27 protein-coding genes are annotated in these 26,243 nt (G+C 64.5%); 6 read left to right on the forward strand and 21 right to left on the reverse strand.

The features are described 5' to 3' along the window. Nucleotides 1-78: 78 nt before the first annotated feature. The 10 genes from C725_RS11885 to ruvB all read right to left on the reverse strand — a co-directional run bounded on the left by C725_RS11885 (nt 79) and on the right by ruvB (nt 8,348). A complete protein-coding gene (locus tag C725_RS11885) occupies nt 79-990 on the reverse strand; it encodes an EamA family transporter (RefSeq protein ID WP_008603297.1) in 912 nt (303 codons plus the stop codon). Between the two features lie 89 nt (nt 991-1,079). Beyond that, complete coding sequence (gene ispG, locus C725_RS11890) at nt 1,080-2,210, reverse strand: flavodoxin-dependent (E)-4-hydroxy-3-methylbut-2-enyl-diphosphate synthase (protein WP_008603299.1); 1,131 nt, start codon at nt 2,208-2,210, stop codon at nt 1,080-1,082. A gap of 87 nt (nt 2,211-2,297) precedes the next feature. Then, nucleotides 2,298-2,783 (reverse strand): GNAT family N-acetyltransferase, encoded by a 486-nt coding sequence (locus tag C725_RS11895; RefSeq protein ID WP_243442747.1) that lies wholly within the window; start codon nt 2,781-2,783, stop codon nt 2,298-2,300. Nucleotides 2,784-2,884: 101 nt separating this feature from the next. Continuing rightward, nucleotides 2,885-3,430, reverse strand: a complete 546-nt coding sequence (gene pal, locus C725_RS11900; RefSeq protein WP_008603302.1) for a peptidoglycan-associated lipoprotein Pal — start codon at nt 3,428-3,430, stop codon at nt 2,885-2,887. A 75-nt stretch (nt 3,431-3,505) separates the two neighbouring features. After that, nucleotides 3,506-4,840: a Tol-Pal system beta propeller repeat protein TolB gene (tolB, locus tag C725_RS11905; protein ID WP_038283157.1), complete on the reverse strand. Its 1,335-nt coding sequence runs from the start codon at nt 4,838-4,840 to the stop codon at nt 3,506-3,508. A gap of 2 nt (nt 4,841-4,842) precedes the next feature. Then, on the reverse strand, nt 4,843-5,685 hold the full coding sequence (locus C725_RS11910; RefSeq protein WP_038283118.1) for a hypothetical protein: 843 nt from the start codon (nt 5,683-5,685) through the stop codon (nt 4,843-4,845). Further along, nucleotides 5,682-6,137 carry a protein TolR gene (tolR, locus tag C725_RS11915; RefSeq protein ID WP_038283159.1) on the reverse strand — a complete coding sequence of 152 codons (456 nt, stop codon included), beginning with the start codon at nt 6,135-6,137 and terminating at the stop codon, nt 5,682-5,684. The genes C725_RS11910 and tolR overlap by 4 nt, the downstream gene beginning before the upstream one ends. A gap of 12 nt (nt 6,138-6,149) precedes the next feature. Next, complete coding sequence (gene tolQ, locus C725_RS11920; protein WP_038283120.1) at nt 6,150-6,857, reverse strand: protein TolQ; 708 nt, start codon at nt 6,855-6,857, stop codon at nt 6,150-6,152. Next, entirely contained in the window at nt 6,847-7,320 is a 474-nt protein-coding gene (locus C725_RS11925) for a YbgC/FadM family acyl-CoA thioesterase (protein ID WP_008603315.1), read from the reverse strand. Before C725_RS11925 ends, tolQ begins: the two co-directional genes overlap by 11 nt. After that, nucleotides 7,317-8,348: a Holliday junction branch migration DNA helicase RuvB gene (gene ruvB, locus C725_RS11930; RefSeq protein WP_008603317.1), complete on the reverse strand. Its 1,032-nt coding sequence runs from the start codon at nt 8,346-8,348 to the stop codon at nt 7,317-7,319. Before ruvB ends, C725_RS11925 begins: the two co-directional genes overlap by 4 nt. A gap of 312 nt (nt 8,349-8,660) precedes the next feature. On the opposite strand from ruvB, the gene ctrA reads away from it, so the two are divergent. Then, nucleotides 8,661-9,380, forward strand: coding sequence for a response regulator transcription factor CtrA (gene ctrA / locus C725_RS11935; RefSeq protein ID WP_038283161.1), 720 nt, complete (start codon nt 8,661-8,663; stop codon nt 9,378-9,380). 79 nt (nt 9,381-9,459) lie between these two features. On the opposite strand, the gene C725_RS11940 is transcribed toward ctrA, so the two are convergent. Both C725_RS11940 and C725_RS11945 read right to left on the reverse strand, forming a co-directional pair. Beyond that, nucleotides 9,460-10,533 (reverse strand): bifunctional transcriptional activator/DNA repair enzyme AdaA, encoded by a 1,074-nt coding sequence (locus C725_RS11940; RefSeq protein WP_008603321.1) that lies wholly within the window; start codon nt 10,531-10,533, stop codon nt 9,460-9,462. A 70-nt stretch (nt 10,534-10,603) separates the two neighbouring features. Continuing rightward, the gene (locus C725_RS11945; RefSeq protein ID WP_008603323.1) at nt 10,604-11,005 is read right to left on the reverse strand and encodes a BLUF domain-containing protein; all 402 of its coding nucleotides are present in this window, start codon (nt 11,003-11,005) and stop codon (nt 10,604-10,606) included. 335 nt (nt 11,006-11,340) lie between these two features. Here C725_RS11945 and leuA point away from each other — a divergent pair, with 335 nt between their 5' ends. Genes leuA through C725_RS11960 form a run of 3 tightly spaced genes read left to right on the forward strand, consistent with a single transcriptional unit; the run spans nt 11,341 to nt 14,924 of the window. Beyond that, the gene (gene leuA, locus C725_RS11950; protein WP_008603326.1) at nt 11,341-13,044 is read left to right on the forward strand and encodes a 2-isopropylmalate synthase; all 1,704 of its coding nucleotides are present in this window, start codon (nt 11,341-11,343) and stop codon (nt 13,042-13,044) included. Between the two features lie 58 nt (nt 13,045-13,102). Next, nucleotides 13,103-14,149 (forward strand): hypothetical protein, encoded by a 1,047-nt coding sequence (locus tag C725_RS11955; protein WP_008603328.1) that lies wholly within the window; start codon nt 13,103-13,105, stop codon nt 14,147-14,149. A gap of 13 nt (nt 14,150-14,162) precedes the next feature. Then, the gene (locus tag C725_RS11960) at nt 14,163-14,924 is read left to right on the forward strand and encodes a hypothetical protein (protein ID WP_008603330.1); all 762 of its coding nucleotides are present in this window, start codon (nt 14,163-14,165) and stop codon (nt 14,922-14,924) included. A 115-nt stretch (nt 14,925-15,039) separates the two neighbouring features. Here the strand turns inward: C725_RS11960 and rpsD are convergent, their stop codons facing one another. Further along, entirely contained in the window at nt 15,040-15,654 is a 615-nt protein-coding gene (rpsD, locus tag C725_RS11965) for a 30S ribosomal protein S4 (RefSeq protein ID WP_008603332.1), read from the reverse strand. 146 nt (nt 15,655-15,800) lie between these two features. Further along, a complete protein-coding gene (locus C725_RS11970) occupies nt 15,801-16,082 on the reverse strand; it encodes a hypothetical protein (RefSeq protein ID WP_149864663.1) in 282 nt (93 codons plus the stop codon). 144 nt (nt 16,083-16,226) lie between these two features. On the opposite strand from C725_RS11970, the gene C725_RS11975 reads away from it, so the two are divergent. Next, on the forward strand, nt 16,227-18,254 hold the full coding sequence (locus C725_RS11975; RefSeq protein ID WP_051051378.1) for a S9 family peptidase: 2,028 nt from the start codon (nt 16,227-16,229) through the stop codon (nt 18,252-18,254). Here C725_RS11975 and C725_RS11980 read toward each other — a convergent pair. From C725_RS11980 to C725_RS12000, 5 genes are all read right to left on the reverse strand, one after another. Further along, complete coding sequence (locus tag C725_RS11980; RefSeq protein WP_243442748.1) at nt 18,235-18,975, reverse strand: RNA methyltransferase; 741 nt, start codon at nt 18,973-18,975, stop codon at nt 18,235-18,237. The genes C725_RS11975 and C725_RS11980 overlap by 20 nt on opposite strands. A gap of 35 nt (nt 18,976-19,010) precedes the next feature. Beyond that, entirely contained in the window at nt 19,011-19,547 is a 537-nt protein-coding gene (nrdR, locus tag C725_RS11985; RefSeq protein ID WP_008603340.1) for a transcriptional regulator NrdR, read from the reverse strand. Nucleotides 19,548-19,572: 25 nt separating this feature from the next. Continuing rightward, the gene (gene glyA, locus C725_RS11990; protein ID WP_008603342.1) at nt 19,573-20,889 is read right to left on the reverse strand and encodes a serine hydroxymethyltransferase; all 1,317 of its coding nucleotides are present in this window, start codon (nt 20,887-20,889) and stop codon (nt 19,573-19,575) included. A gap of 6 nt (nt 20,890-20,895) precedes the next feature. Continuing rightward, nucleotides 20,896-21,321 carry a ribose 5-phosphate isomerase B gene (gene rpiB / locus C725_RS16225; RefSeq protein WP_008603343.1) on the reverse strand — a complete coding sequence of 142 codons (426 nt, stop codon included), beginning with the start codon at nt 21,319-21,321 and terminating at the stop codon, nt 20,896-20,898. A 77-nt stretch (nt 21,322-21,398) separates the two neighbouring features. Beyond that, the gene (locus C725_RS12000) at nt 21,399-22,235 is read right to left on the reverse strand and encodes a TauD/TfdA dioxygenase family protein (RefSeq protein WP_008603345.1); all 837 of its coding nucleotides are present in this window, start codon (nt 22,233-22,235) and stop codon (nt 21,399-21,401) included. Between the two features lie 128 nt (nt 22,236-22,363). Here C725_RS12000 and C725_RS12005 point away from each other — a divergent pair, with 128 nt between their 5' ends. Continuing rightward, nucleotides 22,364-23,308 carry a prolyl hydroxylase family protein gene (locus C725_RS12005; protein WP_008603347.1) on the forward strand — a complete coding sequence of 315 codons (945 nt, stop codon included), beginning with the start codon at nt 22,364-22,366 and terminating at the stop codon, nt 23,306-23,308. Nucleotides 23,309-23,312: 4 nt separating this feature from the next. Here the strand turns inward: C725_RS12005 and C725_RS12010 are convergent, their stop codons facing one another. Continuing rightward, nucleotides 23,313-24,341, reverse strand: coding sequence for a patatin-like phospholipase family protein (locus C725_RS12010; RefSeq protein WP_008603349.1), 1,029 nt, complete (start codon nt 24,339-24,341; stop codon nt 23,313-23,315). Between the two features lie 612 nt (nt 24,342-24,953). Continuing rightward, on the reverse strand, nt 24,954-26,168 hold the full coding sequence (gene hemA / locus C725_RS12015) for a 5-aminolevulinate synthase (protein WP_008603351.1): 1,215 nt from the start codon (nt 26,166-26,168) through the stop codon (nt 24,954-24,956). Nucleotides 26,169-26,243 lie beyond the last annotated feature (75 nt).

The following is a 26,243-nucleotide window of genomic DNA, read 5'->3' on the forward strand; positions in this document are numbered from 1 at the left end:
TGAGAAGGGTGCGCAGCATGCCGGGTACGCTGCGCCCCCTCCTCTTAACAAACCCCTAAAGGCGCACCGTTCCGGCGTTCAGGCCGTCGGCGCGTTCTTCGCGATCCCGCGGGGACGTCGCCCCCGAAAGACGATACCGATGAAAAGGCCCGTTACGATCAGCGCGCCGCCTGCCAGTTTCCAAAGGGGCAGAGGCTCACCAAGCACCAGCGTGGACGTACCGAGGCCGAAGACCGGAACGAGAAGGGCGAGCGGCGCCACCTGGGCGGCCGGGTGACGGGCCAGCAGCCAACCCCAGACACTGTAACCGAACATGGTGTTGCCGATCGCCTGCCACAGGACCGCCGCCCAGGTGCCGATGCCGGCGGCCGCTATGCTCTGAAGCATGACCGGCGCGCCCTCGAACAGCCAAGCCAGTGCGAAAAGGACGGGCACGGGGAACAGGCTCGACCAAACGACATAGGGCAGCATGCTGACGGTCCCGGCGGCCCGCGCGGTCATATTTCCGCCCGCCCAGGACATCGCCGCCAGAATGACGAGCGCGAGGCCGAGCGGCGTCGCACTGCCGCCGGCACTGACGCCGATCAGCACGAGGCCCGCCGCCGCCAGCAGCACGGCACCGATCTGCAGTGCGCTAATGCGCTCCTTCATGATCAGCACCGAGAGCCCGATCGTGAAGAAGACCTGTACCTGCACGATCAGCGAGGCGAGACCGGGCGTGATATCGCTGCGCATGGCGAGAAAGAGCAGCCCGAACTGCCCGACGCCGATCAGCAGGCCGTAAACGGCCAGATTCCTCCATGACACGCGCGGTCGCGGCAGGACGAGCGCAAGCGGCAGGAAGGCGAAGGTAAATCGCAGCGCCGCAAAGGTCAGCGGCGGCAGGTCGGCAAGGGCAAGCTTAATGACGACGAAATTGCTGCCCCAGATCGCCATGACCAGCACGGCAAAGAAGAGATGCAGCGGCGGAAGTCCGGACGGCGGAGGCACGGACGGCGGAGGCACGGACGGCGGAGGTCCGGACGACGGTTCTTTTGCGCCGCTGCTGGATTGAACAGGGGCGGCCGCCCCCTGGCCGTTCACTCCGCAGCTTGTGCGGACGCGGCGTCCGTCGATGCGGCCTCGATCTCCGCCGCCTTTGTCTCCACCAGCTTCACGATATGTTCGATCATGTCCGCATCCTCGACATGATGGTCCGTGACGCCGGACAGGTAGACCATGTGCTTGCCGCGCCCGCCGCCCGTCAGGCCGATATCGGTCTCCCGCGCTTCGCCGGGACCGTTGACGACACAGCCCAGCACGCTGAGCGACATGGGCGTCTTGATATGATCCAGCCGGGCCTCCAGCGTTTCCACGGTGCGGATGACATCGAAGCCCTGCCGCGCGCAGGAGGGGCAAGACACGACGCGAACGCCGCGCGTGCGCAGGCCCAGCGCCTTCAGGATTTCGAACCCGACCTTCACCTCCTGCACAGGATCGGCGCTGAGGCTGACGCGAAGCGTGTCGCCAATGCCGTACCAAAGGAGATTGCCGATCCCGAGCGCGGATTTGACAGTGCCGCCTATGAGGCCGCCGGCTTCGGTGATGCCCAGGTGCAGCGGACAGTCGACTGCCTCCGCCAGCTGCTGATACGCAGCGACCGCCAGAAAGACATCGGACGCCTTCACCGCGACCTTGAACTCGTGGAAGTCGTGATCCTGCAGCAGCTTGATGTGATCGAGCGCGGATTCGACCAGCGCTTCCGGACAGGGCTCCCCGTATTTTTCGAGGAGGTCGCGTTCGAGACTGCCGGCGTTGACGCCAATGCGGATCGAGCAGCCATTCGCCTTTGCCGCGCGCACGACCTCCGCAACCCGCTCCGACGATCCGATATTGCCGGGGTTGATGCGCAGGCACGCCGCGCCCGCGTCGGCCGCCTCCAGCGCGCGCTTGTAGTGAAAGTGAATGTCGGCGACGAGCGGCACCTGCGCCGCCCTGGCGATCAGCCGGAATGCCTTCGTCGAGTCCTCATCCGGGCAGGACACGCGGACGATATCGGCGCCCACATCCTCGCAGGCGCGAATCTGGTCGATCGTCGCGCGCGCGTCGGAGGTCGGCGTGTTCGTCATCGTCTGCACACTGATCGGCGCATCGCCGCCGACCGGTACGTTGCCGACCATGATCTGACGGGACTTGCGGCGCTCAATATCGCGCCACGGGCGGACTGACATGATCGTTTCCCGGTAAGGTTCGCGGAGCCGCCGATATAGCGATGCGGACAGCCGAAGGTAAGGGTCGGCAGGCACCCTGCCCCGGCGTTAAAGCGTTCGCGTCATGCAAAGGGAGAAGGGATCGTCGGTATAATCGGCGAAGGGCGGGCACGGCGCGAAGCCATGTTTGCGGTAGAGCGCGTGTGCGGCATGGAAGGGTTCCGGCCTGCCCGTTTCCAGGCTGAGGCGGCGATAAGCGCGCGCCCTGCCCTCAGCGATCAGATGCCGAAGCATCGCGTCGCCGACCCCCCGGCGCAGATGGGCAGGGGCGGTGCGCATCGCCTTCAATTCACCATGATGGCTGTCCAGACGCTTCAGCGCGCCGCAACCGGCCAGTTCGCCGGAAATCCAGACGGAATAGAAGGTCACGTCCTCCCCGCGCAGCGTCTCCGGCGCGAGACTGTGCACGTTGCCCGGTGGCGAATGGCGGTGCATTTCCTGCAGGTGATACCGCAGCAGCGACAAGATGCCCGGCCCGATCAGGTCGTCCTGCCGAATGTCGAACGACACGGTGCGCGAGTTCTCTCCGGTCACGCCAGAACCCCCTGCCGGCGCCGACAGGGCAACATCAGCAAACGGAAAAGGGGCCGCCCGCGAAGGCGACCCCTTTCCAATACGGCTCAATCGCCAATCGCTCAGCTGGCAGCCGCGCCCGAAAGCACCGTCACAGCACGGCGATTCTGCGCATAGGCGGACTCGGAGGAACCCTCGACCGCCGGACGCTCCTTGCCGTAGCTGACCGTCGTGATGCGGCCGGCCGGCACGCCCTGCTGCTGCAGGTAGGTCGCGGCGGCATTGGCGCGCCGCTCACCCAGGGCCAGGTTGTATTCGCGGGTGCCGCGCTCGTCGGCATGACCCTCGACCGTAATGCTGACGTTCGAATATTGCTGCAGCCACGCGGCCTGACGGTCCAGCGTGTCGCGCCCCTCGGCATCCAGCGAGGACGAATCATAGGCGAAGAAGACGCGGTCCGAACCGGCCTGACGCTTGAAATCCTCGATGCTGCCCGGAACGACCGTGTTCGATACCGAGCTCGACGGCGCGGGCGTCGGCGGCGGCGCGGGTGTTTCGGTCGGCTGCTGCGGCGGCGGGGGCGGCGGCAGTTCTTCCTCGTTCTTGGAGCAAGCCGCCGCAGTGATCAGAAGACCAACGGCGAGACTTTTCGAAAAAGCACCTTTCATTCTACCATCCTTCATTGAGGGGTTTTATTATTAACTGCGGCAACAACTGAACGGCCGTTTCGTTCCTATAACCCCTTATGGCCGCAAAGGCGACCATGCGGGATCGGACCCTTCCAGCGGCGTCGGAATCCGCCGCTCATTTATTCCCGTCAGATCAACGGAATGGAGATCCGCGCCGCCGCCGCGGCGCGAACGGAAGAACATGATGACGCGGCCGTTAGGCGACCAGGTCGGCCCCTCGTCCTGCCACGCGTCGGTCAGCAGACGTTCGCCCGAACCATCGGGGCGCATGACACCGATGCGGAACTTGCCACCGCCGATTTTGGTGAAGGCGATCAGATCGCCGCGCGGGCTCCAGACGGGGGTGCCGTACCGTGCGCCCTCGCCGAAGCTGATCCGCTGCTGGCCCGACCCGTCGGCGTTCATGACGTAAAGCTGCTGCGTCCCGCCGCGGTCGCTTTCGAACACGATGCGCCGGCCATCCGGCGAATAGCTGGGCGCCGTGTCGATGCCCGGCCCGCTGGTCAGGCGCACGACGTTGCCGCCGTTCACGTTCATCTTATAGATATCCGTGTTGCCCGCCCGCGCCTGACTGAAAACAAGCGTGCTTCCGTCCGGGGAGAAACGCGGCGCAAAGCTCATGTTCGGAAAATCGCCGATCAGACGCTGCGAGCCACTGGCGATATCGTAGATGTAGATGCGCGGGCGGTTCTGCGCGTAGCTGAGATAGGCGACGGTCTGCTGGTTCGGCGCGAACCGCGGCGTCAGCACCAGATTCTGGCCATTGGTCAGAAAGCGGTGATTGGCACCGTCCTGATCCATGATGGCCAGTCGCTTGATGCGGCTGGTGGCCGGACCGGTTTCCGACACGTAGACGACGCGGCTGTCGAAATAGCCGGTCTCCCCAGTCAGCCGCGAATAGACGGCATCGGCGCATTTGTGTGCCGCGCGCCGCCAGGCCGAGGCGTCCGTCGAAAAACCCTGACGGACCAGCGTCGTTTCCGAGAACACATCGTACAGGTAACAGCCCACGGTGATCTCGCCATTTGCATTTGCATTGACGAAGCCGGTGACGAGGGCCTGCGCGTTGACCGTGCGCCAACTCGCGTAACGCGGCGCGGTGACATCGGGGAAGGTGACGTCCGTGGTGAAGGCCAGCGGATCGATGGGGTTGAACAGGCCCGAGGATTCGAGGTCGTTCGAGATCACCTCCGCCACCTGTGCGCCCAGCTGCGCTGTCGTTCCGGCGGCGGTCGAGACGCTGTTCTGCGTCGCGAATTCCGGAACGGCGATCGGCAACGGCCGCGACACGCCCTGGTTGATGTCGACGGACAGGTTCTGCGCCGCCGCCGGAAGGGCGATGAGAAGGCACGTCAGGGCAGCGAGCCGCCCGGCTAAGCGATCGAACATCATCATAAATCCTTCGGATCGAAGTTCAGGGTAAAGTCTTCCCAGCCGCCCTTGTACATGTCCTTCGGCAGACCTTCGAGGGAGCAGCGGGGATTCATGACGGCGCGGATGGCCGCATCGCGTGCCGCGCGCATATAGCCGGAGGAGGCGCCGCCCGTCTGGTTCACCACCTTAGGCGTGCCGAGGACGCTGCCGTCCGGCGCCGCCTTGACGCGCAGCGTCGTCACGATGGAGTTCGAATCCGGCCCGCCGGCACTGGGGTCCCAACATTTGTAGATCCGTTCCCGAATCAGGCCGCGCAGGGTGTTTTGCTGGATTGAGGAAAGCTTTGCCTGCGTCGGCAGCGCATCGGTGATGGACTTCGCGAAGTCCTCTTCCTCGCGCGCACGCTCCGCCACCGCCTTTTCCTTGTCGATGGGCGTCGTCAATTCCTGCGGCTTGGGCTTCGGCTTGGGCTTGGGTTTCGGCTCCGGCTTCTTCGCGGGTTCCGGCGGCTTCGGCTTCGGCTCGGGCTTCTTCTCGGGCGCGGGCTCGGGCTTTTCCTCCGGCGGGGGCGGCTCCGGATCCGGCTGTTCCGGAATGTCGGGGATGTCCTGCGTCTCCAGTTCCTCGACAGGCTCCACGGTGGGCGGCGCCTCCACCAACTCGCGCGGCGCAGCGGCAAGCGAGGGTTCCGGCCGCTCGGTCACCGCCGGCATGTCGGCGATCTCCATGAACTCCACCGCGATGGGTTCATCCTCCTGTATGCCGAAATCGTCGCGCATCAGGTTCCAGGACATCGACATGACGGCAAACACCGCAATGTGCGCCGCCCCCGCAAGGGTGAGAGCCCGCCCCTCGGTCATTCGGCCCCGCTTGAGTCCCCGCCGGTCTCGCTGACGAGCGCAACGCGGCGGAAGCCGGCGCGGTTGACCTCGCCCAGAACGGTCATCACGAGACCATAGTCGAGCGCGCGGTCCGCACGGATGTAGACGCGCGGTTCCTCCGCATCGCCGGCGCGCGCGTCCCGGATCGCGGCGAGACGCACCGGCAGGCTCTCCGCATCCTGCGGCTGCTCGTCGATGTAGATCGTCCCGCTATCGTCGACGGAAATCTGGATCGGCGTGTCGTCCGTGTTGAGCGCGGCCGCGCGGCTGTCCGGCAGATCGATGGGCACGCCCGCAACCAGAAGCGGCGCGGTGATCATGAAGATGATGAGGAGAACCAGCATGACGTCGACGAGCGGCGTCACGTTGATTTCCGCCATTGGCGGGGCGCGGCGGCTGCGGCGTCCGCGAGCGGCGGCGGCAAGTCCCATGGCCATGACGCGTCAGCCCTGCGCGTCCAGCTCGCGGCTGACGAGGTTCTGGAATTCCTCGGAAAAGCCGACGAGACGCGCCTCCACCTGGCCGACGCCGTGCAGCAGGCGGTTATAGCCGATCACCGCCGGAATGGCGGCGAACAGGCCCAGCGCGGTTGCGAACAGCGCCTCCGCGATGCCCGGCGCGACGACGGCGAGCGTCGTGTTCTGCGTCGCGGCGATGGAGGTGAAGGCGCGCATGATGCCCCACACCGTGCCGAACAGTCCGACGAAGGGCGATACGGAACCGATGGTGGCCAGGACGTTCAGGCGATCGGACAGCAGCCCCACCTCCCGGTCGATGGCGACATTGATGGCGGAGGACAGGCGCGTCCGCAGCCCCTCTTTCCGGACCACGGCCCCACCCTTCGAGGAACGGCGCCACTCGGTCATGCCGGAATTGAAGATCTGTGCGGACGGGTGCGCCAGCTTCGCCTGCGCGTTATGAAAATCCTCAAGGCTGTCTGCCTTCCAGAAGCGCCCCTCGAACGCTTCCGCCTGCTTGTTGACCTGTCTGAGTTTCTGCGTGCGGTCGATGATGATCGCCCAGGACCAGATGGAGGCGGCAAGAAGCCCCACCATCACAATCTTCACGACGATGTCGGCCTGCATGAACAGCGCCCACGGCGAAAGGTCGGTCGCGGCAGCCATGCCCACGGATACGGCGTCAGCCTGCATTGTCCCCCTGCGATTCTTTCATCAGATTCGTAAACATCTCTCGCCAATCTGCCGGCTGACGAGAGGGCCGCCCGGACGGCGACACGAGTGCAGCAATAACCTTGGCCTCTATACAGAGTTCCCCGCGCATGAAGATACGCTGAATGATCTCCGTCGCGGCGGCGCGGACCGCCACGACCCGGCTCTCCACGACAAGATCGTCGTCGAGACGTGCCGGGCGGCGGTAGCGGATGGAGAGGTCGGCAACGGCATAGGCGCCCGCCCCCGCCTCGAACGCGGCGCGCTGGTCGATGCCGGCGAGGCGCAGCATATCGGACCGCGCGCGCTCCATATAACGCAGATAGTTCGCGTGGTAGACGATACCTGAGAGGTCCGTGTCCTCGAAATAAACGCGCACGGGAAAGCGGTGCACACCGCCGGAAAAGACCCCGGATGGAGGAAGCGGAGGCGTATCGCCGTTCATTCGTCCTCCAGCGGCAATTGGCCCGCAGTGCCGCGCGGTGCCGGCAATCCCAGATGGCTCCACGCCCTGCCATTCAGCAGCCGGCCGCGCGCAGTCCGCGCCAGCAGACCGATCTGGATCAGATAGGGCTCGATCACGTCCTCTATCGTGTCGCGCGGTTCGGACAGTGCGGCCGCCAGCGTTTCCACGCCAACCGGACCGCCACCATAATCATTGGCGATGACGCCGAGATAACGGCGATCCATGGCATCGAGGCCGAGCGCATCCACCTCAAGCCGGGTCAGCGCGCGGTCCGCAGCGCCCCGGTCGATCGGATCCTCCCCCGCCACGGCGCAGAAATCACGTACGCGGCGCAGCAGGCGGCCTGCGATTCGGGGCGTTCCCCGGGAACGGCGTGCCACCTCGGCCGCACCGTCGGGTTCGAGCGGCATTCCGAGCAGCCGCGCCGCCCGTGCCACGACCTGCTCCAACTCTGCCGGCGTATAGAAATTGAGCCGGACGGGAATGCCGAAACGGTCGCGCAGCGGCGTCGTCAACAGCCCCGAACGCGTCGTCGCGCCGACGAGCGTGAAGGGCGGCAGGTCGATCTTTACCGAGCGCGCCGACGGCCCCTCCCCGATCATCAGATCGAGCGAGCGGTCCTCCATCGCGGGATAAAGCACCTCCTCCACAGCGGGCGCGAGGCGGTGAATCTCGTCGATGAAAAGAACGTCATTGGGTTCCAGATTGGTCAGCAGCGCCGCCAGATCGCCGGCCTTTGCAATCACGGGACCGGACGTCGCGCGAAAGCCCACCCCGAGTTCGCGCGACACGATCTGCGCCAGGGTCGTCTTGCCGAGCCCAGGCGGGCCGAAGAACAGGACATGGTCCAGCGCCTCTCCCCGCGCGCGGGCAGCCTCAATAAAAACGGCGAGGTTACCGCGCGCGGCCTTCTGACCGACGAAATCCGCGAGGCGCTGCGGACGCAGTGCGGCATCGACGTCTTCTGGGGCACGTGTCGGGGCAACGACCCGGTCAGCTTGGCTCATGTGGGCGGTCCTATCAGCACGAATGCGGAAAGGGAATCGAACTTGGCGCCCCGCCCGCCCTGCTTCGGCTGGCGGAGCCTGGCGGCGGACGGGTTGAGGGTTGCGCGCATGTGCCGCGAATCACCGAGCATAGGGCCGTAAACCCCGGAGTTCTGCCGTTCACGCTGTTGCCAAACGGTAACTTGTCCTAAGGTTTTTAACCTTTTACTGCCCGTTAACCTTCCCTGGTCATAAAGGGGATGGTTAACGTGATTGGCAGCGTGCGGGGCCGTCCGCTCGCTGAAACTGGGGTTGGACAAGGGACTGATCGACATGCGCGTACTTCTTATCGAAGACGATCCGAATACCAGCGAAGCGGTCGAACTGATGCTGGAGAGCCAGGGGCTGAACGTCTATTCCACCGATCTTGGCGAGGAGGGCATCGACCTCGGCAAGCTGTACGATTACGATATTATCCTGCTCGATCTCGGCCTGCCGGACATGCACGGCTACGACGTTCTGAAGAAGCTGCGCCTGGCCAAGGTTTCGACGCCGGTGCTGATCCTGTCGGGCGCGAACGAGGTCGAATCGAAGATTCGCGGCCTGGGCTTTGGTGCCGACGATTATCTGACGAAGCCGTTCCATAAAGAAGAGCTTATTGCCCGCATCCAGGCAGTCGTGCGCCGTTCGAAGGGGCACAGCCAGTCGATCATTCACACCGGCAAGCTGGCAGTGAACCTGGACACGAAGACCGTCGATGTGAACGGCAGCCGCGTCCACCTGACCGGCAAGGAATATGCGATGCTGGAACTGCTCAGCCTGCGCAAGGGCACGACGCTGACGAAAGAGATGTTCCTGAATCATCTTTACGGCGGGATGGACGAGCCGGAGCTGAAAATCATCGACGTCTTCATCTGCAAGCTGCGCAAGAAGCTGTCGGCGGCCTGCGAAGGGGACAATTATATCGAGACGGTCTGGGGCCGCGGCTACGTGCTGCGCGATCCGGACGGGGCGGAAGCGGACAGCGCGCCGATGGCGGCCGCCGCAGCCTAGAACCGTCTCGACGGGGCAGGGGCCGAAAGGAACGGTCCTGCGGACGCGGGCAAGGGCAGCCGCGGCGCAGGACCGTTTTTTAGTGAACCGCCGGGCGAGCGCCCGTCTGCCCGGTCATGCGGCGCTCGTGCTCCAGCAGCCAACGCTTGCGCCACAGGCCGCCGGCATAGCCGGTCAATGCGCCGTCAGCGCCGATGACGCGGTGACAGGGAAGCAGCAGCGCAAGCTGGTTGGCGCCGTTCGCCCGCGCGACGGCCCGCACAGCCGACGGCCGTCCGATGCTTTCCGCGATCTCTCCATAGCTGCGCGTCTCGCCAAAAGGGATTTCCGTCAGCGCCCGCCAGACCGTGCGTTCGAAGGCGGTGCCATGGTCGCCCATGGGAAGGGCCGGCAAGGACGCCTCTCCCGCGAAATATGCCGCGAGGCCGGTCGCAGTGGCGCTGACGGATGCAGTGCGGCGGTGAACGATGGCCGCGCCTGTGCGCGTCCTTAGCCGCTCGACCTCTCGCGGGAGTCCCTTACGGTCGTTGAATTCCAGCAGATGCAGGCGATCCTCGTCACCGATGGCGACCATTGGGCCGATCGGCGTTTCGATCCAGTCCGCGCCGAGCGGCGCCCTTCCCTTCTGCGCCGCGGGCGCGATACCGATGAGGCGCTGGAACGCGTCGCGAAAGCCGCTGCCGCTGTCATAGCCGGCATCGAGCTGCGCCTCGATCACCGTCTCCTCCCGCGCAAGCCGGCTCGCCGCCGTACCGAGACGACGAGCGCGCGCCACCTGCAGGAAGGTCATGCCGAACTGCCGGCGGAAGGCGCGCCGCACCGTGGAAGGGTCGTAGCCCTGCCCCACCAGATCATCTTCCCGCCATCGCCGCCCGGGCTGAGCGTCGAGCTGCGCAAGCAGGGGGCCGATCAGCGGATGCGTCGGTGCGTCGAGCGGGCGGCAGCGCCTGCAAGGGCGAAAACCACTTTCCACGCACGCAGACGCGCTGTGCTCGAAGTGGATGTTCTCGCGTTTCGGCTTTCGCGCCGGACAGGTCAGCCGGCAGAAAATGCCCGTCGTTCTTACGCAGACATAGGCATGTCCTTCATAGGCCGGGTCGCGCGCCATGAGAGCGTCGTAGAGGGTGTCGTCGTCGAGATCCGTCAGCAGCATGGGCGGGAATTAACAGATCGCCCGGCCCGCCGCCGCCGCAAATCGGGCACGGATATTCGCCGCCGCCGGCTCAGGCGGCGCGCGCCATCTTCGCATAGGAGCGGAATAGCCGCGCCGCCCGCGTCTCCAACGTGCCGAGACGCCGTTCCACCTGCAGGAGCAGCGTGTCGCGAAGCTCCCCCTCATTCTCAAAAGCCATATCCCAATCCGGAAACTGGCGATGAGTCTCTTCTTCGTCGATCATGATGACATGGGCATAGTGCCGCCTGTCCTCGACGATCCGGTGCATGGTGGCATCGACGGCGGCGGCCGGTCCTTCCAGGAATTGCAAAAAGCGCTTGCCGTCGAACAGCAGGAAGCCGGTCACGCCCGCCCGGCGATTGTTCCGTCTCGACACATCCAGGATGGGACCGATCTGGTCGGCTGCATCGGCCGCGAACGCACGGCTGGTATAGAAGATATTCTTGAGCACTGCGGCTTCGCCTTCATCATCGGTATCGAAGCAGCAGCCGTAGCGGAAACTTCTTTCGCCTTCGCTAAGAACCGGCCCCCCCAGACGGGGAGCTCGGTTTCTTTTGTTCTCTTGAAGATGGGAGAAGGGGGGTTTTCTTTCGCAGCAAACAGCATTAGCACCCGCCCCATGTCGCCGGCACATCGCCTGGATCTACTCCTTCGACTTACGCGCCCCTTAGGCGCGTGACCCGCCGCTGCGCGCCGCGCAGCCGTGCCGCCTGAGGGGCAATTTCAAATCGACAGGAACCACCGGCGCGGCGCGATCGGCCGCGCGTGACAGGATCAGGACAGACGATGCTTCAGAACCCAGCCCGCAAATACCGCCCCTTCCCGCAGGTCGACCTGGCCGACAGGCGCTGGCCGACACAGACCGTCACCGCTCCGCCGCGCTGGCTCTCCACCGACATGCGCGACGGCAATCAGGCCCTGATCGATCCGATGAATGCGGAAAAGAAGCAGCGTTTCTTCGAGTTGCTGGTGAAGGTGGGACTGAAGGAGATCGAGGTCGGCTTTCCGTCCGCCGGCGCGACCGAGTTCGATTTCATCTCCGGCCTCGTCCGATCCGGCAAGGTGCCGGAGGATGTCACCGTCCAGGTCCTGACGCAGGCGCGCCGCGACCTGATCGACAGGAGCTTTGACAGCCTTGAGGGCGCGCACCGCGCCATCGTTCACTTGTACAATGCGGTCTCGCCCGCCTGGCGCCGCATCGTATTCCAAATGGACCGCGCCGACGTGAAGAACATCGCGGTGGAGGGGGCCATGATGCTGCGCGACAATGCCGCCGCACGGCCGGGCACGGACTGGCAGTTCGAATATTCGCCGGAAACCTTTTCCACCGCCGAACTCGATTTCTCGCTGGAGGTCTGCGAGGCGGTCATGGACGTGTTGCGGCCGACGCCGGATCGGCCGCTGATCCTGAACCTGCCCGCGACCGTGGAAGCGGCCACGCCGAACATCTACGCCGACCAGATCGAATGGTTCGGCCGGCATATCCGCGACCGGGACAGCGTCGTCATCAGCCTGCACCCGCATAATGACCGGGGCACCGGCGTCGCCGCCGCCGAACTGGGAATCATGGCCGGCGCCGACCGGGTGGAGGGCTGTCTGTTCGGCAATGGCGAGCGAACGGGCAATGTCTGCCTCGTCACCCTGGCCATGAACATGTACACGCAGGGCGTTCACCCGGCGCTCGATTTCAGCGACATGGATGCGGTCGTGAAGACGGCGGAATATTGCAATCAGCTGCCCGTGCATCCGCGCCACCCCTATGCCGGCGATCTGGTCTTCACCGCGTTTTCCGGTTCGCATCAGGATGCGATCAAGAAGGGCTTTGCGGCGCAGGAGGCGAAGAACGACCAGATATGGGACGTGCCCTACCTGCCCCTCGACCCCGAAGACATCGGACGCGATTATGAGGCGGTCATCCGCGTCAATTCCCAGTCCGGCAAGGGCGGCGTCGCCTGGGTGCTGCAACAGGATCGCGGCTTGAAACTGCCAAAGAAGCTGCAAGCACACTTCAGTCGCACGGTCCAGGCGCTGGCCGATGAATCCAGCCGCGAATTGAATGCGGAGGATATCTGGCAGGCCTTCCAGCGAACCTATCGCATCGGTAGCGAAAAGCGTTTCGAACTCGTCGATTATGAGGAGACGCGGGGCGCCGGCGGCGAACGTGTATTCACAGGCAAGATCAAGGACGCGGGCACCGAGCGCACCGTGTCGGGCCGGGGCAACGGCATCATTTCTAGCGTCCTTGCAGCCCTCAGGGCCGATTTCGGCGTCTCGCTCGAGGTGGTGAGCTATTCCGAGCATGCGATCGGCAAGGGCAGCGACGTGAACGCCGCGGCCTATGTCGAATGCGCCGATTCATCCGGCCGAACGGTCTGGGGTGTCGGCATCGACGAGGATGTCGCCACCGCCTCCGTCCGCGCGGTGCTGTCAGCCGCCTCCGCCGCAGCGGAGGGCACCGCGGTCGCAGCGGAAGATGCAGCGCCATCATGACAAATTTTTAGGTCGAGCGGCCTTTCCCCGCGCGCCCGTCCGGTCCACAAAGCGGGCGATGAAGATCATTGCCGCGTTATTCCTCGCGGTCCTGGCCGCCGGGCCGGGGCGCGCCGAACTTGCCAGTTTCGACGGAGAGAGCGTCACCTATGCGCGGGACGGCACCGTCTATCGCGGGTCGCTGGAACCGCTGATGGACGGCAGCCCGTCGTGGCGGCCCATCTATACCGCCCCCGGAACCATCGAAAGCGTCAGCTGCCTGCCGCCCAGCTATCGCCGCTGCCTCGTCATATCCGTTGAGGCAGGGCTGCGCCGGCTGAAGGAAATCGACAGCGGCACTGGCACGGAAGTCGGCGGCGGCTTCACGCTGGAATCAGAGGACATCCGCGCCGATTGGTACGACGACAAGACGATCATGCTGGTCAGCGACGCCGTACCCGGCAGCCGAGGGCGCGAGGGCGGCGCGCCGAAACTGGTTCAGCTTTGGGAGCGCGGAACGCCGGTGCTGGAGGCGCAGACGATCCTGCGCACACCGCCCGGCAGCACGGATCTGAAACCCGTTTTCGATCTGTCGACAGGCGGCATATTCTACAGCGCAACCTACCGCGACGGCGACGGCACCGCGCAAACCTACCATTTCGGTTGGCAGCACAATCTGGTGATGCCGGACGGGCCACCGGGTTCCCTCTTTCAGGATTTCTTCCAAGCGCGGGCAATCGTACTCCTCAAGGCGAGTTGGCCGGTTCGAAGCGGCACCGTGCCTCCTGGCGGGCTTGCCGCCTATCCGATGGGTGCGCTGATGGCGCCCGGGCGTGTCACCGCAGGCGAGCGGGCATTCGAACCGCCGGCGGGCTATGGCGTGGAGGCGGCGCGCGGCGGCCGCGACCGGCTGTATATCCACTTACGCGGCGCCGGCGAGGACCGGTTGGTGGACGTACGCGTGGGCCAGCCGAACTGGCTCGAACGACGCGTCGATATTCCCGGCGACGGACCGATAACCCTGCTCGCCGTCAGCGAGCTGGCGGACATCGCCCTCGTGCGGCGCGGCGGAGACGTCTATGCAGTTGGCCGCGGACGCCCCCGTACCGTGGCGCTTCCCGATTAAGGGGACGCGCCCCATGAAGAAAGGACCCGCCCCCATTTCCAGCATCGATCTTCTACGGCGCACGGCCGAAACATGGTGGCGGGATTTCGCGCCCATCACGCTGCTCGCGTTGATGCTGACGACGGGCACGGATCTGATTCTCTATCTTATCGGCGCCGCCCATAGCCCGGACCCCACGACGGTGACGTTGGCGACGACGGCCCGCGCGCTCGCCTTCGTATTGTTCTTCAGCGCGGTCAGCGCGGGAACGCTGCTGGGCGGCGTGCGACGACTTTCGCCCCGTACCTATATCCTCGGAGGCCTGAAGCTGGCGCAGCCGGGGCTGGTTGCCGCGTTGCTTCTCGCCGCGATGTTCTTTCTTGTCCTGATCGGCGAGCTTCTCCTCGGCATGGCATCGCGGATTCTTGCGCGCGCACTTTCGATCGCGGCAACAGGCGGCATTCTGATCGTCTGGCTGCCTGCCATTCCGGCGGCCGTGGCGGAGCGGCTGGGACCCACGGCCGCATTGCGGCGGGCGGCGGCATTGACGCGCGGACGGCGCTGGATGCTGCTTGGCTTCACGGCACTCGTCGCGCTGGTCATCGTGCCCCCGGCCGTGCTCCTCTTCTATACGGTCTTCGGACATGCGCTTTCGGCTGCCGACGTCAACCAACGTATGCTGGAGATCAATCCGGCGACGATCCATTATTGGGTCATGGAACTTGGCGACGTGCTGATCCGCGGCTTCTGCGCAGCGGCGCTGCCCACGGCCTATCTCGCCCTGCGCAGCGAATAGAAACGGCGCGTTTGCGGCACGGCTGCGAGCTTCACCCGCGACGAAGCCAATAAAAAAAGGGCCGGCACCCGAAAGGATGCCGGCCCTTTTTGAAATCCCGGAGGCGCCCGAAAACTTATCGCGAGTAGAACTCGACGACCAGATTCGGCTCCATGCGGACAGGATAGGGCACCTCGTCCAGCTGCGGGACGCGCATGTAATTGGCCGTGCCGTCCTCGTTCACCTGCACATAGTCCGGCACTTCACGCTCGGCGAGCCCCTGGGCCTCCAGCACGATAGCCATTTCCTTCGCCTTCGCGCGCAGAGCAATGGTGTCGCCCGGCGAAATCATGCGAGAAGCGATGTTGCACTTGCCGCCATTGACGCGGATGTGGCCGTGATTGACGAGCTGGCGGGCCGCAAAGATCGTCGGCGCCCACTTCGCGCGGTAGACGATCATGTCGAGACGGCGCTCGAGAAGGCCGATCAGGTTCTGCGAGGTATCGCCCTTCTGACGCGAGGCTTCCGTGTAATATTTACGGAACTGCTTCTCGGTCACGTCGCCATAATAGCCCTTCAGCTTCTGCTTGGCGCGCAACTGGATGCCGAAGTCGGACATCTTGCCCTTGCGGCGCTGGCCGTGCTGGCCGGGGCCATATTCACGCTTGTTGACCGGGGACTTCGGCCGTCCCCAGATGTTCTCGCCCATGCGGCGATCGAGCTTGTACTTGGAATTCTGGCGCTTCGACATGGTCGGCGCTCCTTTCTGACGGATAGCGAACAACGATAGTGCCGGTATCGCACCTTGGGCGGCCAATAAGCCGCAGGTGGTCACCGCTTCACCGGCATACGGGACCAATCGCGAAGCGCGTCATGTGACGCAGGGCGGTATGGATGTCAATACTCGGGAATGTTTCCGCGCTGACCCTTATTGACGATATCGCGGCCCATTTCCTCGGACTGGCGCGCAAGCTGATCCCATGCAAACTGCGTCATGCAGACGCGCTTCTTAATGCGCGTACCGGACTGCGTAATCCGCTTGCAGACTTCCTTATTGGTATCTGACTTGGCCTCAGCCGACGCGACCTTTTGCGAATCGCCCTTAAACGCCGCCACCGGCGCCGGTAGCATGAATGCGGCCACTCCAATGAAAACAACAAGTTTTCTAAGCCTCATCATCCCCCTCCTCACCAGAACGTCGACGATAATCGAACCGGGCGTTTCTGCAAACCAGATGGTAACCTCGAAATATAAATAATGTCTACGCCAGAAAGCGGTTATTATTAGGCCGCGACGGAAAATTGGGGGATTATCATGGCCAGAATGGCAAGAACGCTGGGAAAGACACAAACCCTGACGCTTTCGCGGGGGATTGCATTTATCGCGGCACTTGTCTGTGGCAGCGCAGAATTAGTATCCGCAGAACCCATCGCAGAGGCGTTCGGTACGATGCCGACCGCCGACGACATGCGGCTATCGCCGGATGGCACGCATATCGCCTACCTGAACCGTTCCGGGACTTACGATGTTCTGTTCGTGGCGGACGTCGATAGCGGCGAATCGGTTCCCATTCTACGATCGAATGCGTCGTCGAGCTTCTCCAATTGCCGATTCCTGAATACCGAGCGGCTGGCTTGTCTCGCTTATGGATCGGCGGAGATAGCCAGGAGCCTGCACACGGCTACCGCATCGACCATTGCCCTTAATGTCGACGGCAGCGATCTCATACGACTTGGACGCCAGGGATCGGGACGCGACCTTTACGGAACATCGGTCTCGGGCACGATCGTGGACCCGTTACCGAATGACGCGGACCACGTCCTGATGTCAGTATATCTGGTCCCGCAATCGACGGCGGATACCCGCATCGCCAAGCGCGAAGAGGGGCCGAGCGTTCAGAAAGTGAACGTCTATACCAACCGGATGTCGACGGAATTCGGGCCTGTGACGGACGCCAGGCAATTTTTCACTGATACGAAGGGCGAAGTGCGTGCCTACAGCATCCTGTATTCCGCCCCTGACGGCTATACGGGAAACCGCCGCGTTTTCCGCGTACGTCCAGCCGGAAGCCGCGACTGGCGCCTTCTGGGAGAAGATAATGTATCCGATTATGACAGGATAAGCATCGAAGGTTTCAGTGAAGATGGAACTTCCGTTTTCATGTTAAAACCGCACGAGGGGCGAAGCGCTCTTTTTTCGGTGCCCGTTACCGCGAATGGCCCGGAAACGCTCGTCTGGTCGCGTGACGGTGTAGACGCAGACTCACTCGTCACCTTCGGACAAGAGCGCCGCCCCGTCGGCGTGGCGTGGTCCGACGAATATAATCACATCGACTTTTTCGATCCCGAACTCGAAGCGCTTTCCAAAGCGCTCGCGTCCGCGCTTGGCGGCGACGTCGAGGTGAGCCTGATCGAGAGCAGCGCAGACGGTAATCGCATACTTTTGACTGTCAGTTCCGCAGACAAGCCTGGACACTATTACGTGTATGACAAATCAGCGCGAAAGCTGATCGATTTGGCGCCAGCCCGCGGCAGTATTGACACTCGCGCGCTGGCGACGACGACGCCGATTTCCTACGAGACGGAGGACGGCACTTCTGTTCCTGCCTATCTCACCATTCCGCCCGGCAAGACGAGAGATAGCAAAAACCTGCCCTTCATCGTCCTTCCCCATGGTGGCCCCACGGCCCGCGATTACTGGGGCTTCGACTGGCTGGCGCAATATCTGGCGGCCAAGGGCTATGCGGTCCTGCAACCAAATTATCGCGGTTCGGCGGGATATGGCGCCGACTGGCTCGGTGAAAATGCCTTCCGGTCGTGGAAACTTGCCGTGTCGGACATCAACGGCGCTGCCTACTGGGCACAAGAGGCGGGGCTTGCCGACCCCGAGCGGACAGCTATCGTCGGCTGGAGCTATGGCGGATATGCTGCGCTTCAGGCGAACGTCATCGATCCAGATCTTTTTCGCGCGACAATTGCCATCGCGCCCGTGGTCGATTTGGAAATGCTGAAGCAGGACGAAAGCTATTATGCCGGCGCGCGACTTGTCGCCAATATGATCGGTTCCGGAGATTGGGTCGCGGCGGGATCCCCCCGTCGGTATGCGGACCGTTTTGAAAACCCCGTTCTACTCGTGCATGGCACCGAGGATGCGAATGTACGCGTTCGCCACTCTCATACCATGCGAAACGCACTGCAAAGCGCGTCGAAGCCGGTCGAGTATCTGGAGTTCGAGGGCCTCGATCATCAATTGGCAAGCAGCAAATCCCGTATTGAAATGCTGGAAAAGATTGGTCTGTTCCTGGCCAACTCGCTTGACAGGCAGACCGAGCTTACCGCGTCAGGGAACTGATGATCCCCCGCAATGTGCGGACCTCCTGCGCCGTATAGCCCGGACGGGTCAGGAGGCTGCGGAGGGTGCGGCGGGCGGCGGGGGCGCGGCTTTCGACGCGGTAATAGCCTGCCGTCTCCAGCGCCTCGTCGAGCTGGCCGACAAGACCGTCGACTTCCGTCTGCGGAGCCGGCGGCTCGAGCGGCTCCGCGCGAGGCAGATCGGCATGGCGCGACCATTCATAGGCGCAGAGGATGACCGCCTGTGCCAGATTCAACGATGAGAAGTCCGGATTGACGGGTACGGTCAGGATTTCCTGCGCCCGCCCCACCTCGTCATTGTCGAGGCCGGTTGCCTCCGCGCCGAACAGAATGGCCGTGCGCCCGCCGCGCATATGCGTCTCGCGCGCCGCCTCCTCGGGCGTGACGACGCGCTTGATGAGGCCGCGCTTGCGCACCGTGGTCGCATAGACATGCGTGCAGTCCGCCACCGCCGCATCGACGGTCGGGAACACCTCCGCCCCGGCAAGAACCTCGTCCGCGCCGCTCGCCGCCGGGCCGGCGTCCGGATTGGGCCAGCCATCGCGCGGCGCCACGAGTCGCAGGCGTGTGACGCCGAAGTTCAGCATCGCCCGCGCGGTCGTTCCGATGTTGCGGCCAAGCTGCGGGCGCACGAGCACGACGATGGGGCTGGCCGCCTCGCTTTCCATGGGCGCGGCGGGCGTATCACTTGTTTCAGACATGGGCATAGGGGGAAACGGGGCCGGGCATAGGGACGCTAGAACAGCGTATCCTTGGGTTCGCCAGCAGGTTCGCTTGTCGCGCTCGTCTTCGTGGAGGACCGTTTGTCGCCGTCATCCTCGCCGCCGTCCGGCATGCTGCCAAGCAGCTTCTCGAAATCGCTGGCTTCGCGGAACTCGCGGTAGACGCTGGCGAAGCGGACATAGGCGACCTCGTCGAGGGCGTGCAGCCCTTCCATCACCAGTTCGCCCAGTTCGTCGGCACTGACCTCGGCCTGTCCAGAGGCTTCGAGTTGGCGCTGAATACCGGAAACGAGGCGTTCGACCTTCTCCTCGCTCACAGGCCGTTTGCGGCACGCAATCCGGATAGAGGCGGACAGCTTGTCGCGGTCGAAGCCCTGCTTCTCCCCCGACTTCTTGACGATGGAGAGATCGCGCAGTTGTACCCGCTCGAACGTCGTGAAGCGGGCGGCGCAGGCAGGGCACTGGCGGCGGCGGCGAATGGCGGACCCATCCTCCGTCGGCCGCGAATCCTTCACCTGCGAATCCGCATTCATGCAGAACGGACAGCGCATGTCCTAATCCCGCCCCCTTACCGGCTCAGCGCGCGGGATAGATGGGGAAGCGGCCGGTCAGCGCCAGCACGCGCTGCTTCACGGCATTTTCAACCTCGCCATTCCCGTCCGCGCCGTTCTTCGCGAGACCGTCCAGCACGTCGCCGATCATCTCGCCGATCTGCGCGAACTCCGCCTCTCCGAAGCCGCGCGTCGTTCCGGCGGGCGAACCCAGGCGAATGCCGCTGGTCTTCGCGGGCGGCAGCGGGTCGAAGGGCACGCCGTTCTTGTTGCAGGTGATGTTCGCCCGTCCGAGGGATTCCTCCGCATCGGCGCCGGTCACCCCGATCGGCCGCAGATCGACGAGCGTCACATGCGTGTCGGTCCCGCCCGAAACCATGTCGCAGCCGCGCGCCTGCAGCGCCTCGGCCAGTGTTTTGGCATTGGCGACCACAGCCTCCGCATAGGCGCGGAAGCCGGGGCGCAGCGCCTCTCCGAAGGCCACGGCCTTCGCAGCGATTACATGCATCAGCGGTCCGCCCTGCAGGCCCGGGAACACGGCGCTGTTCAGCTTCTTGCCAAGCGCCGGATCGTTCGACAGGATCATGCCGCCGCGCGGACCGCGCAGCGTCTTGTGCGTCGTCGTGGTCGTGACATGCGCATGTTCCAGCGGGCTCGGATGCACGCCGGCTGCGACCAGGCCGGCGAAATGCGCCATGTCGACGTGCAGATAGGCACCGACCTTGTCCGCGATCTCGCGAAAGCGCTTGAAGTCAATGTGGCGCGGATAGGCGCTGCCGCCGGCGATGATCAGCTTCGGCTGCGCCTCAACCGCCTGCGCCTCCAGCGCGTCATAGTCGATCAGGTGCGTATCCTCGGTCACGCCGTACTGGACGGCGTTGAACCATTTGCCGGACTGCGCCGGCGGCGCGCCGTGCGTCAGATGACCGCCTGCCGCCAGGCTCATGCCCATGATGGTATCGCCGGGTTTTACGAGCGCCAGCAGGACAGCGCCGTTCGCCTGCGCGCCCGAATGCGGCTGCACGTTCACCCACTCGCAGCCGAACAACGCCTTCGCGCGCGCCTGCGCCAAGTCCTCGACCGTGTCGGACGGGCCGCAGCCGCCATAATAGCGGCGACCGGGATACCCCTCCGCATATTTGTTGGTAAGGACGCTGCCCTGCGCGGCGAGAACGGCTTCCGAAACGATGTTTTCGGACGCGATCAGTTCGATCTCGTTCTGCTCGCGGTGGAGTTCGTCCTGGATGCCGGCGAAGACCTCTGGGTCTGCCGTCTTCAGGCTGTTGGAAAAGAAGCCCGCATAATCATCGGTCTGGCTGGCGGAGGTCGGATTGGTGCTCAAGGTCTCTTATCCCATCTTGTCGACGCGGCGCTGGTGCCGGCCGCCTTCGAAGTCGGTGTTCAGGAATTCATTGACGCAGTCGCGCGCGACCTCCTCGCCCAGCAGGCGTTCGCCCAGGCCGAGGATGTTCGCATCATTGTGCTGCCGGGCAAGCCGTGCCATCAGCCCGCTCGCGCAATTGGCCGCGCGGGCGCCGGCGACGCGGTTCGCCGCAATGGTAATACCGATGCCGGAGCCACAGATGGCAATGCCCCGTTCCGCCTTTCCGCCCGCAACCGCCTCTGCCAGGGCCTTGCCAAAATCGGGATAATCGACCGAATCGGTGCCGCCCGTGCCGAGGTCGAGAACGTCGTGTCCGTCCGCCTGCAGCCAAGACTTCACCTTTGATTTCAAGGCGAATCCGGCATGGTCGGACGCAAGGGCTATGGTCATTCGCGCTGTCATGGCGCGACATCTAGTGATTTCGCCGCCGCGAGGCTACCCGCGGCGGCGCGGCATTTTCGGGCGCTTCAGGCGGCCCTGTAGAACGGCTTGTCACCCTTGATCGTGGCGCGTTCCATGACCCGGCGGGCGGGGTAATAGTCGGACGCAGCCAAATGCTGCGAGGCGCGGTTGTCCCAGAAGGCGATGGAGCCCGCCTGCCAGCGGAACCGGCACTGGATCTCAGGATCGTGCGCCTGTGCATAAAGGTGCTTCAGCAGCCAACTGCTCTCCTCTGCCGACAGGCCCTTGATGTGGCTCGTGAACGCCGTGTTCACGTAAAGCCCGGGCTCGCCCGTTTCCGGATGGGTGCGCACCACCGGATGCTCCATCGGCGGATATTTCTCGTGCAGTTCCTCCGGGCGTTTCCCGAGGCGGCGGGCGAAGACGCGCGCAATGTCGTGCACGGCAGTCAAGCCGGTGATCCAGTCGCGCATGGGGGCGGACAGACGCTCGAACGCGGCATTCATGTTGGCGAACAGCGTGTCGCCGCCCACCTCCGGCACCTCCACGGCGCGCAGGATCGAACCGAGCGAGGGTTCCGCGCGCCACGTCACGTCGGAATGCCAGAAATTCTCTTGTCCGCGATTGCCCGGTCCATGCTCGATGCGCAGGATCTCCGGGTTGTTCTGATCCTTCGGTGTCGCCGGATGAATTTCCAGCTCGCCGAACCGCTGCGCGAAAGCCAGATGCTGTTCGCGCGTGATGTGCTGGTCGCGGAAGAAGACCACCTTGTGGGCCAGCAGCGCCTCGCGCACGGCGGTGATATCTTCATCGTCCAGCGGCCCCGCCAGATCAATGCCGTACAGTTCGGCACCGATCATCGGTGTCAGCGGTCGAATGTCGAGTTTCGTTTTCGTGGTCATGGCCGAGCGAACTCCTCCCAAGAGTTTTCCAGGCAAAGGATGGTGCCGACGCCCCGGCGCGGCAACTGTCATTCTTGCGTGCCGGCCACACCGCGTTAGGCCGGTGTGCGAAAGGAGGCGCGCACCCCGTGGCGAAGCTCGAAGACGCAAAACGCCTGTTCCACGCCGGCGATCCCGATGGCGCCGTCGCCTTGGTCGCCGCGGCGGCAGAGGACGGCGACAGCGAGGCCGGCCTTGCCATCGCGCATTGGCGGCTGTTCGGCCTCTACGGACCGCGCAGCCTGCCCCAGGCGGATCATTATTTGCGATGCGCCGCGCGGACGAGCGCGGAGGCACGGCGCCTGCACCTTTATCTGCGGGCGAACGGCACGCTGGGGACGCTCAGCCATGAACAGGCGGTGGAAGAGTTGCGCGACCTTGCTGTGGACGATCCGGTTGCGCAGCAGCAGATGCGCCTGTTGAATGCTGCGGAGGAGGAGGAGAACTGGCGCACCGAACCGGTGTCGGAGACCCCCTCGATTCGCATGGTCAGACACCTCTTCTCATCGGCCGAGTGCGCTTATCTGCAGCAGATGTCGGCGCCGCGCCTGCGCCCCTCGACCATTCTCGACCCGCAAACGGGCGCGCGGCGGCCCGATCCGGTGCGCACCTCCGTCGGCGCGGCACTGTCGCCGGTTGAGGAGGATCTGGTGGTCGGCATGCTGAACCGGCGTATCGCCGCCGCTACGGGCACGGACCGGATGCAGGGGGAGCCGCTGCACATTCTGCGCTACAGCGGCGCGCAGGAATACAGGCCGCATCATGATGCCGTCGCGGGGCTGGAGAACCAGCGCAGCCATACGCTGATCGTCTATCTGACTGCGGATTATGAGGGGGGGGAAACCGCCTTTCCCGAACTCGGGTTCAGGCTGCGCGGGCGGCAGGGCGATGCGCTGCTGTTCGCGAATCTGCGCGAGGATGGACGACCGGACCTGCGGATGCGCCATGCCGGCCTGCCCGCGACCAGCGGCGCGAAGTGGATCGCGACGCGGTGGATTCGCACCCGCCCCTATCATGTGTGGAAGGACGGCTGACGGGTCACCCGAACATGGCGCGCAGGTCCAGCGTGTCGCGTTCCCCGATGGCGTCGCGGTTCGCCGAGAGCCAGTTCTCGGCACTGGTCCGCCCCAGGTCGCGCAGTTCGGTCAAGAAGCCCCAGTCGGTGCGCACCTTCGACGCCGCGCCGAAATTCGTCAGTTCGTCGCCGCCGACGCGGTGCAGGCGCAGGCGGCTATAGCCCTCCCCGGGATTCAGTGTGCCGCTGTCCATCAGCCGCTGAACGAACTCGACTGCGCGGAGCTCCCTGAGGAGAGCGCCGGAGAAGGCGATCTCGTCGACGCGGTTGTCGATCTCCTCCCGCGTCTTGGGCACCTCCCGCCGCTCGGCCGGATTCACCTGCACCAGCAATATGTCGCGGCAGCTCTCGTCGTCGTAAAGCGGAAACAGCGCCGGATTGCCCATATAGCCGCCGTCCCAATAGGGCTCGTCCTCGATCGTCACGGCCTGGAAGAATTGCGGCAGGCAGGCGGACGCGGCGAGCACGTCCGGGCTCATCTCCTTGCAGCCGAATATGCGGACCTTGCCGGTGAAGACGTTCGTGGCGGCCACGTGCAGCTTCAGATGGCGACAGCGGCGAATCGCGTCGAAGTCGAACAGATCCTCCGTGATGCCACGCAGCGGATTGAGGCCGCTGGGATTAAAATTGTACGGTGAAAAGGCGTGCGCGAACTGGCTCAGGAAATTGATTTTCGGCATGCCGGGAAGCAGAGAGAAATTGCCGAACCAGGTGTCGTAGGCGCTGGCCGGAACCGGCGCATAGGCGACGAGGTCCGACACCCGCTTCCACAGCGCCTCCAGCGCGGCGCGGGCTGCCTCGGCCCCGCCCTTGCGGCCGCCCGTCGCCATTCCGTGCGCGACGGCCGCGCCGTTCATCGCCCCCGCGCTGGTGCCGGAAATACCGGCGATTTCGATGTCGCCATCCGCCAAGAGGGCATCGAGAACGCCCCAGGTGAAGGCGCCGTGGCTGCCGCCGCCCTGCAGGGCGAGGTTCAGTCGCTTCGCGGTCATGGCCGGCCGTCTACCCCAGACGGCGGCGCCAACCTAGAGGGTGACGCGGGTGAGTGTTTCCGAAGCGGTTCAGATTGAATTGCGTAAGGTGGGTCACTCGCATCACGGATGCATCTGTTGAACCGTGGGTTTCGGGTTTGGCATCGGGAGGTGGGCCCCTGCCTAGGCAGGGGCGACGAGGAAGGCTGGGATGCGGGAGGATTCTGCCGGTTCGGTGGAGCGGAGGGGCACGGCCGGCGCCCGCCACTAAGGCCGCAAAAAAGCCGCGCACGTCTTCCATCGTCACCCCTGCGAAGGTGGGGGTCCAGCCACCAGCACATCGGTTCCTGGCCTTGATACCGGAGGTTTGGCCCCTGCCTCCGTAGAGGCGACGAAAAGGCTGGCGGTACGTACGAGAAGTTCTTTGGGTTTGATAAAGCGGAGGGGTCATCACACGCGCCGCACCAAGTCTGCGCGCACGAATTCGCAGGACGCTCCCCCTCATCGTCACCCCTGCGGAGGCAGGGGTCTATCCGCTGGCGCACCGGTCGAGTCTTGACCGTCACGGGGCCCCTGCCTTCGCCGGGGCGACGGTGGAGAGTGCGGGGCCTGTTGGAGGACCCATGAGCGCTGCTACGCCGCCAGTTGCAGCTCCAGCCGGTCCCAGACCTCCACCAGCGCCTTGACGAGGTCCGCCATCATGGTCTCGTCATGGGAGGGACCCGGCGTGAAGCGCAGGCGCTCCGTTCCGCGCGGCACGGTCGGATAGTTTATGGGCTGAACGTAGACGCCGTACTCCATCAGCAGGACGTCGGAAATGCGCTTCGCTTTTACCGGATCGCCGACGAGCAGCGGCACGATGTGCGTTGTCGAGGGCATGACCGGCAGGCCGGCCTCGCTCATCATCGTCTTCAGCCGTGCGGCGGCGGCCTGTTGCGCATCCCGCTCCTCTACCGATTCCTTCAGGTGCCGCACGCTGGCCAGCGCGCCGGCAACGAGAACGGGCGACAGGCTGGTGGTGAAGATGAAGCCCGGCGCATAGCTGCGAATGACGTCGATCAGCGTCTTCTTCGCGGTGATGTAGCCGCCCATCACGCCGAACGCCTTGCCGAGCGTCCCCTCGATGATGGTCAGCCGGTCCGCCACCTCGTCGCGTTCGGAAATGCCGCCACCATGCGGGCCGTACATGCCGACCGCATGCACCTCATCGAGATACGTCAGCGCGTTGTACTTGTCGGCCAGGTCGCAGATTTCGGCGATGGGGGCAATATCGCCGTCCATCGAATAGACGCTTTCGAAGGCGATCAGCTTCGGCGCCTCCGGATCGTCGGCGGCCAGCAGCTCCTCGAGATGCGTAAGGTCGTTATGGCGAAAGACGCGCTTTTCGCAGCCGGCATTGCGGATACCGGCGATCATGGAGGCGTGGTTCAGTTCGTCGGAATAGACGATGCAGCCGGGCAAAAGCTTCGCCAAGGTGGACAGCGTCGCCTCGTTGGAGACATAGCCGCTGGTGAAAAGCAGCGCCGCCTCCTTCGCGTGCAGGCCGGCAAGCTCTTCCTCAAGCTGGATATGCAGGTGCGTGTTGCCGCCGATGTTGCGCGTGCCGCCGGACCCGGCGCCAACGTCGTGCAGCGCGCCCTCCATGGCCTCCACCACCTTCGGATGCTGGCCCATGCACAGATAATCGTTGGAGCACCAGACGGTGATCGGCTTTGGCCCGTTATGGCCCGCGAAGCAGCGCGCGTTCGGGAAGCTGCCGCGATTGCGCATGATATCGATGAAAACCCGGTAGCGGCCTTCCTCATGAAGACGCTCGATCGCCTTCTCGAATATCTGATCGTAGTTCACGCGCGCTTCCGGATGTTGCTTCGATCTGCGGGCCCCATGTAGCGCCCGGCGCGCGCACATTCACCCCCTCTTTTG

The sequence above is a fragment of the Pacificimonas flava genome, assembly GCF_000342165.1.
GTDB classification, from domain to species: Bacteria; Pseudomonadota; Alphaproteobacteria; order Sphingomonadales; family Sphingomonadaceae; genus Pacificimonas; species Pacificimonas flava.

Bases quoted from the DNA above. Each gene is read 5' to 3' on its own strand.
- ispG (WP_008603299.1), bottom strand. From the start codon at position 2,210: ATGTCAGTCCGCCCGTGGCGCGATATTGAGCGCCGCAAGTCCCGTCAG.
- pal (WP_008603302.1), bottom strand. From the start codon at position 3,430: ATGAAAGGTGCTTTTTCGAAAAGTCTCGCCGTTGGTCTTCTGATCACT.
- tolB (WP_038283157.1), bottom strand. From the start codon at position 4,840: ATGTTCGATCGCTTAGCCGGGCGGCTCGCTGCCCTGACGTGCCTTCTC.
- C725_RS11910 (WP_038283118.1), bottom strand. From the start codon at position 5,685: ATGACCGAGGGGCGGGCTCTCACCCTTGCGGGGGCGGCGCACATTGCG.
- tolR (WP_038283159.1), bottom strand. From the start codon at position 6,137: ATGGGACTTGCCGCCGCCGCTCGCGGACGCCGCAGCCGCCGCGCCCCG.
- tolQ (WP_038283120.1), bottom strand. From the start codon at position 6,857: ATGCAGGCTGACGCCGTATCCGTGGGCATGGCTGCCGCGACCGACCTT.
- C725_RS11925 (WP_008603315.1), bottom strand. From the start codon at position 7,320: ATGAACGGCGATACGCCTCCGCTTCCTCCATCCGGGGTCTTTTCCGGC.
- ruvB (WP_008603317.1), bottom strand. From the start codon at position 8,348: ATGAGCCAAGCTGACCGGGTCGTTGCCCCGACACGTGCCCCAGAAGAC.
- ctrA (WP_038283161.1), top strand. From the start codon at position 8,661: ATGCGCGTACTTCTTATCGAAGACGATCCGAATACCAGCGAAGCGGTC.
- C725_RS11940 (WP_008603321.1), bottom strand. From the start codon at position 10,533: ATGCTGCTGACGGATCTCGACGACGACACCCTCTACGACGCTCTCATG.
- leuA (WP_008603326.1), top strand. From the start codon at position 11,341: ATGCTTCAGAACCCAGCCCGCAAATACCGCCCCTTCCCGCAGGTCGAC.
- C725_RS11955 (WP_008603328.1), top strand. From the start codon at position 13,103: ATGAAGATCATTGCCGCGTTATTCCTCGCGGTCCTGGCCGCCGGGCCG.
- C725_RS11960 (WP_008603330.1), top strand. From the start codon at position 14,163: ATGAAGAAAGGACCCGCCCCCATTTCCAGCATCGATCTTCTACGGCGC.
- rpsD (WP_008603332.1), bottom strand. From the start codon at position 15,654: ATGTCGAAGCGCCAGAATTCCAAGTACAAGCTCGATCGCCGCATGGGC.
- C725_RS11970 (WP_149864663.1), bottom strand. From the start codon at position 16,082: ATGATGAGGCTTAGAAAACTTGTTGTTTTCATTGGAGTGGCCGCATTC.
- C725_RS11975 (WP_051051378.1), top strand. From the start codon at position 16,227: ATGGCAAGAACGCTGGGAAAGACACAAACCCTGACGCTTTCGCGGGGG.
- C725_RS11980 (WP_243442748.1), bottom strand. From the start codon at position 18,975: ATGTCTGAAACAAGTGATACGCCCGCCGCGCCCATGGAAAGCGAGGCG.
- nrdR (WP_008603340.1), bottom strand. From the start codon at position 19,547: ATGCGCTGTCCGTTCTGCATGAATGCGGATTCGCAGGTGAAGGATTCG.
- rpiB (WP_008603343.1), bottom strand. From the start codon at position 21,321: ATGACCATAGCCCTTGCGTCCGACCATGCCGGATTCGCCTTGAAATCA.
- C725_RS12000 (WP_008603345.1), bottom strand. From the start codon at position 22,235: ATGACCACGAAAACGAAACTCGACATTCGACCGCTGACACCGATGATC.
- C725_RS12010 (WP_008603349.1), bottom strand. From the start codon at position 24,341: ATGACCGCGAAGCGACTGAACCTCGCCCTGCAGGGCGGCGGCAGCCAC.